Source organism: Dyadobacter sp. (genome assembly GCF_051859145.1).
Taxonomy (GTDB): Bacteria; Bacteroidota; Bacteroidia; order Cytophagales; family Spirosomataceae; genus Dyadobacter.
This window is the reverse complement of record NZ_JBHYGF010000125.1, coordinates 4179-10190: the sequence shown is the minus strand read 5'-3', so window position 1 is coordinate 10190 and position 6012 is coordinate 4179. Positions and strand designations below refer to the sequence as shown.

Annotated in this window: 4 protein-coding genes and 1 pseudogene; 3 read left to right on the top strand and 2 right to left on the bottom strand. The window is 47.5% G+C overall.

All coding sequences use genetic code 11. The features are described 5' to 3' along the window. A pseudogene (locus tag ACTIE6_RS09075) lies at nucleotides 1–827 on the top strand (WD40 repeat domain-containing protein); the annotation flags it as partial. 133 nt (nucleotides 828–960) lie between these two features. Next, nucleotides 961–2574, top strand: a complete 1614-nt coding sequence (locus ACTIE6_RS09070; protein WP_439556333.1) for an ABC-F family ATP-binding cassette domain-containing protein — start codon at nucleotides 961–963, stop codon at nucleotides 2572–2574. 75 nt (nucleotides 2575–2649) lie between these two features. On the opposite strand, the gene ACTIE6_RS09065 is transcribed toward ACTIE6_RS09070, so the two are convergent. Together ACTIE6_RS09065 and ACTIE6_RS09060 are read right to left on the bottom strand one after the other, a co-directional pair. Then, nucleotides 2650–3285 (bottom strand): gluconate 2-dehydrogenase subunit 3 family protein, encoded by a 636-nt coding sequence (locus tag ACTIE6_RS09065; protein WP_439556332.1) that lies wholly within the window; start codon nucleotides 3283–3285, stop codon nucleotides 2650–2652. A gap of 30 nt (nucleotides 3286–3315) precedes the next feature. Next, nucleotides 3316–5055, bottom strand: a complete 1740-nt coding sequence (locus ACTIE6_RS09060; RefSeq protein ID WP_439556331.1) for a GMC family oxidoreductase — start codon at nucleotides 5053–5055, stop codon at nucleotides 3316–3318. Between the two features lie 145 nt (nucleotides 5056–5200). On the opposite strand from ACTIE6_RS09060, the gene ACTIE6_RS09055 reads away from it, so the two are divergent. Further along, the coding region (locus ACTIE6_RS09055) for an L-threonylcarbamoyladenylate synthase (protein ID WP_439556330.1) at nucleotides 5201–6012 on the top strand (812 nt) is incomplete at its 3' end.

Genomic DNA, 6012 nt, shown 5'->3' with positions numbered 1-6012 from the left:
CTACTTCCATTGATATCAATAAAAATGAGCTGATTATCTCGACCAGCGACACAGGTAAGGAGCTCGTGTTCATAGAAGCCGGGCCGGACGGAAAGCCAGCCCGTTTTCTGAACCTGCCGGCCGCCATTGATTCCTCGAACAAAATCATAGACCTTTCCTGGCATCCCTCCGGTGATTTCATTGCATTCACTTTGGACAACTCCAATGAAGTTGGTTTGTACAAAGTGATCCGCGAAGCCGGCAAGCTTAAAAACGTGGAAATGGTCGGAAAGCCTGTGAAAGTCGGTACAGAACCTTCATTCGGCAAATTCACACCTGACGGAAAGCACTACCTCGTACTTGACACAAAGGGAGCGCAGGGTAAAGCCGCTGGCGATGGTGAGGTTATCGTTGTTGATTTTTCAATGGATGGGTCAACGGAGCACAAGGTATCCGGTCAGGCGGCTGTTGGTTTGAACACCGGTTCATTTGCATTAAGTCCCGACGGGTCGATGCTGGTTACTGCAACATCAGGCAAAAGCGGTTTGCCGTGGACTGAGGCGGGAGCGGGTACAGGCGCTGCATTAACTTTGTATAAAGTGGCGGCTACCGGCGCATTGACCAAAGTGGCTGATTATCCGTTCCAGGGTATTTATCCGCAGAGCGTCGCATTTGATAAAGATGGCTCCAATGTAGCAGTTGCGGTTTTTGAATACCTGCAATATGGTACAAGCAATGGCGGAGTTGAATTCTGGGCCGTCACTAAAGGAGATACACCTTCATTGAAAAAGCAAGGTGCTTCCATCGGCGTTGGCAAAGGCGCGCATACCTTGCGTGTTATTCCATAAAGAGCATACAAGATAGTTGACGGGGCAGGCTGGTTGATCCGGTCTGCCTCATTTGTTTAGTTAACCCGAGCAACCGAAATCAGCGTGATTTTTGTAGTTTTGCGGTCTCATTCATAAATAATCGGTTTTTAAGATGATTACGGTTCAAAACGTATCGTTGAGATACGGTAAAAGGGTATTGTTCGACGAAGTAAATATAAAATTTGTCCCTGGAAACTGTTACGGTGTGATCGGCGCCAATGGAGCAGGGAAATCCACTTTTCTGAAAATCCTTTCAGGTGAAATCGAGCCGCAAACGGGGAATGTAAGTATGAACCCGGGCGAGCGGATGACTTTCCTGAAACAGGATCAATATGAGTTTGACGCGTATTCTGTGATGGATACCGTGATTTTGGGGCACGAAAGGTTGTACAAAATCATGAAAGAGCGGGAGGCTATCTACGAGAAGGAAGAGTTTACCGATGCTGACGGAGAAAGAGCAGCGGAACTGGAAGCAGAATTCGCGGACCTGAATGGTTGGGAAGCGGAGACCGAGGCTGCGCAGCTATTAAGTGGTCTGGGTTTAGGCGAAGATCAGCACCACATGATGATGGCGGATCTGAACTCCAATGATAAAGTAAGGGTACTGCTCGCACAAGCACTTTTCGGAAATCCGGATGTACTGCTGCTGGATGAGCCTACCAACAACCTTGACGTTGAAACGGTATTGTGGCTGGAAAACTTCCTGGCAGATTTCAAGAATACCGTGATTGTGGTATCTCACGACAGGCACTTCCTTGATGAGGTTTGTACGCACGTGGTAGATATCGATTTTAGCAAAGTCCAGATGTTCTCCGGTAACTATTCATTCTGGTACCAATCCAGCCAGCTGGCTTTGAAACAGCGCCAGGATGCGAATCGTAAAGCGGAAGACAAGCGCAAGGAGCTCGAAGAATTTATTCGCAGGTTCAGTGCAAATGCATCCAAGTCCAAACAAGCTACTTCCCGTGCGAAGCTTTTAGAAAAGCTGACCATTGATGATATCAAACCTTCTTCAAGAAAGTATCCGTACATCGCATTCAAGTCGGAGCGGGAAGTAGGTGACCAGTTGCTGCGGGTGGAAGGATTGTCTAAAACTGCCGAAGACGGTACGAAGCTGTTTGATAACCTGAGCTTCACTGTTAACAAAGGCGACAAGATTGCATTTGTAAGCAGGAATGTAATGGCGATCAGTACACTTTTTGATATTGTAAGTGACGTTCAAAAAGCTGATAAAGGCACACATACCTGGGGGGTAACTATTACAAAATCGTATTTTCCGAAAGATCCTGCACAATTTTTCGACGTTGACCTGAACCTGGTTGACTGGCTGCGTCAGTACTCGGAAGAAAAGGATGAAAGCTTTATCAGGGGATTTCTGGGAAGAATGCTTTTCTCAGGCGAAGAATCGCTGAAAAAGGCAAAAGTGCTTTCGGGAGGTGAAAAAGTACGTTGTATGCTGTCGCGTACAATGTTGTCTGGGGCGAATGCATTGGTCTTGGATGATCCTACCAACCACCTTGACCTGGAATCGATTACCGCATTGAACAACGGACTGATAGATTTTACCGGCTGCTTATTGTTCTACTCTCACGATCACCAGTTTGTTCACACGATCGCCAACCGGATTATTGAGATCGGACCAAAAGGTATCCTGGATAAACTGATGAGCTACGACGACTTCCTGACGGACGAAACTGTGAAACAGCAGCGTCAGAAACTGTATTAGCAGCAGGTTGCATTACCCAAAAAAAGAGCTGATCACTGTGATCAGCTCTTTTTTTGGGTACCAGGTAAGCACGAATTAATCGTAGCTCAGACCATATTGCTTCAAAACATCGGCGGGTACACCTTCCCATACATTTGGCGTATTGCCCATATATCCCAGGGCAGCGATACCGATTTTAGACGTGTAATAACCGGATGCAGTCAGGTTGCGCATTAAATTGAAGAATGCAACCCCCTGGCTGTAAATTGGCTTTGCCTTCTCAGGATATGCGATGTCATCTATAATCTGAATCTGCTGTGCTTTGGTTGCAAGGGTAAAGATCTTACCAAAACGTTTACTCGATTCCCGATCCAGCCACTTCAAGCCCCCGCGTAGAGGAGTCTGATTTTGAGGCATATCTTTTACAATGAATTCAATGAAATCGGGTACGCCCGCTTGTGTCGCACTGCCTGATTTGTCATCTGCCGGAATGATAATGTCGACTAACACCTTGATTGTCGCCATTTCAGCCGCAGTCAGGAATTTCTCCTTCATCAGCCTGGCGTCGCGGATTGCTTCGTCCTTTGTTCTTCCACCCGGTATTTTGAGCGGGGTTTCCGGCGGCATTTGTGTTTCCAGCTCTCTCTGCTCTGCAAGTGCAACCTGCGGGCTGAGTGCCGTAATTCCCAGGGAGCTGAGGGTTAATGCTTTAAGTGAATCTCTGCGTTTCATCTATCGTGATTTGAAACTTTGTTCAAACAATTAAATATTTTTCTGTTTTTTCTGATTGATAATGTAATCGGAAGCTCTCCACGACAATGCGAGGATTGTCCAGGTTGGGTTTTTGTCAGCCTGAGAAACAAATGAACCTCCGTCAACCACAAACACGTTTTTCGCATCGTGCGCCTGTGAGAATTTATTGAGCGCAGATGTTTTCGGATCGTCGCCCATACGCACTGTACCCACTTCGTGAATAATGCGACCCGGCGCAGCCAATCCGTAGTTGGTATCCGCACCTGGTTTCACACCATTTGCCACACCGCCTAATGCATGGATGATCTCCTCGAAGGTATCATGCATGTGTTTAGCCTGCTTGATCTCGTAATCCGACCATTTGTAGTGGAAACGCAAAACAGGGATACCATATTTATCAACAACGGTAGGGTCGATCTCGGCGTAGTTATTGAAGTCAGGGACAGCTTCGCCGCGACCTGCCATACCAATATTTGCTCCGTAAAAACGGCGATAATCCTCTTTCAGTGATGAGCCATAGCCACCAGCAGGTTTCATTGTTCCGGCTGCAGTTGGGTATTTTCCATTCAGGTTTTCAATTCCTGAACCGAATCCGTAGCTCGGCATTCCCATTCCGCCGCCGTACTCGATGTGGTAACCTCTTGGGAAATCCAGTTTTTTGTTATCCAGCCACCAGGGTGTATACACGTGCATTCCGCCTACGCCATCTTCATTGTAGCGTTTTCTGTCCATCAAGTGCGGAAGGAATGCGCCGCGCGATGCGCCTGTTGAATCGTGGAGGTACCGGCCAACCACGCCGCTCGAATTCGCAAGTCCGTTTGGATGGCGCTCCGATTTCGAGTTCAGCAGCAATCTCGCAGATTCAGCTGCACTGGCAGCAAGTACTACTACGTTTGCTTTGATGGTATGCTCTGTCAGTTTTTCTCTGTCAACATAAGAAACGCCTGTCGCAAGTCCGGTTGTCGGGTCAGTAAGTACCTCGCGGCACATTGCATTGTTGATCAGCGTTACATTACCCGTTTTAACCGCAGGAATACAAAGTACGGAAGACGATGAAAAGTCTGCATAAGCCTGACAGGCGCGCGAGCACTGGCTGCAATAGAAACAAACCCCGCGCTGATCGTTGATCGGTTTGGTCAGGATCGAGAGGCGGGAAGGTATTACAGGTACGTTCACCTTTTTACCGGCCTGCTTTATGAAAAGCTCGTGCAAACGCGGCTTGGGCGGAGGCAGGAATATTCCGTCCGGCTCATTATCCATATTTTCAACTGTACCAAAAACCCCGATCAGCTTGTCTACCTGATCGTAATATGGTTTAACGTCATCGTAGCTGATCGGCCAGTCGTCACCCAATCCGTCGATGCTTTTTCTTTTAAAATCTTTTGGACCGAAACGTAGTGAAATACGGCCCCAGTGATTGGTACGACCGCCGAGCATACGTGAGCGGAACCAGTCAAATTGTGTTCCGTTTTTGCGGGTATAGGGTTCCCCTTCAATTTCCCAGCCACCCCAGGCTGCGTCAAAATCGCCGAACGGACGATGATTGCTTGCGCCGCGGCGGGGTGATTCGTAAGGCCATTTTAATTGTGTAATGTATTTAGGATCAGCAGGATCAAAGTATCCGCCGGCCTCTAAAAGTGCAACCTTTGCGCCCGCCTTTGCAAGTTGATAAGCTGCCATTCCACCTCCTGCTCCGGAGCCCACAATGCATACATCAAAAACGGTAGGTTGTTCTTTGATTTGAAACATAGGTAAAGGGTTATTTAGATAGTATTTTTTGATCAATAAATATAAACACCGTTTAAATAACAGCCGCCGTTGCCCTCAACATTCAAGGTTATTTAAAAAGAATCTAAATGAGATGGTGCCGGATTTAAATTAAGGGAAGGTATTTTTGCACGAAAAACGCAATAATCCATTGGCTGAGATCGGACAAGATATACTGGTTGCAAAAGAGTTTTTGATTAAAGGAGAACTGGTAGGTATACCGACAGAAACGGTGTATGGACTGGCTGGTAATGCACTTAACGAAAAGGCGGTCCTGTCTATTTTTGAAACCAAGAACCGGCCTGCATTTGATCCGTTGATTATACACACGGATTCGATAGCCAAGGCAAACAATTTCGTAACAGATTTTCCACCCGCCGCACAGGCGCTGGCTGAACGTTTTTGGCCGGGGCCGCTGACTTTGCTGCTGCCTAAAAAAAGCAATGTACCTGATCTGGTCACTTCCGGTCTGGATACCGTCGCTGTACGCATTCCGCGTCACGCAGTTTTGCTGGAATTGTTGCAAATGCTGGATTTCCCGCTCGCCGCCCCAAGTGCAAATCCATTCGGCTACATTAGCCCCACAGCTGCCGCCCACGTGAATGCACAGCTCGGCGATAAAATACCTTACATTCTCGATGGCGGGGATTGTGAGGTGGGAATAGAATCAACGATCGTGGGGTTTGAGGACGGCGAAGTGGTTGTTTTCAGGTTGGGTGGGCTTGATGTACGTGAGATTGAAGCATTAGTAGGGAAGGTGCGGCTTACTTCGGTTTCCTCATCAAACCCCAAAGCGCCCGGCATGCTAAAAAGCCACTATTCTCCTCGCAAGCCGTTGAGAATACTGACCAGGGAGGAAATGCATTCAATTAATGCAAATGGAATGGGATACCTGCTTTTTAATCAATACCTGGACAATGTGGACAGAGAATACCAGTT

Excerpts from the sequence above, each read along its gene's own strand:
- ACTIE6_RS09070 (WP_439556333.1), top strand. The coding sequence starts at position 961 with ATGATTACGGTTCAAAACGTATCGTTGAGATACGGTAAAAGGGTATTG.
- ACTIE6_RS09065 (WP_439556332.1), bottom strand. The coding sequence starts at position 3,285 with ATGAAACGCAGAGATTCACTTAAAGCATTAACCCTCAGCTCCCTGGGA.
- ACTIE6_RS09060 (WP_439556331.1), bottom strand. The coding sequence starts at position 5,055 with ATGTTTCAAATCAAAGAACAACCTACCGTTTTTGATGTATGCATTGTG.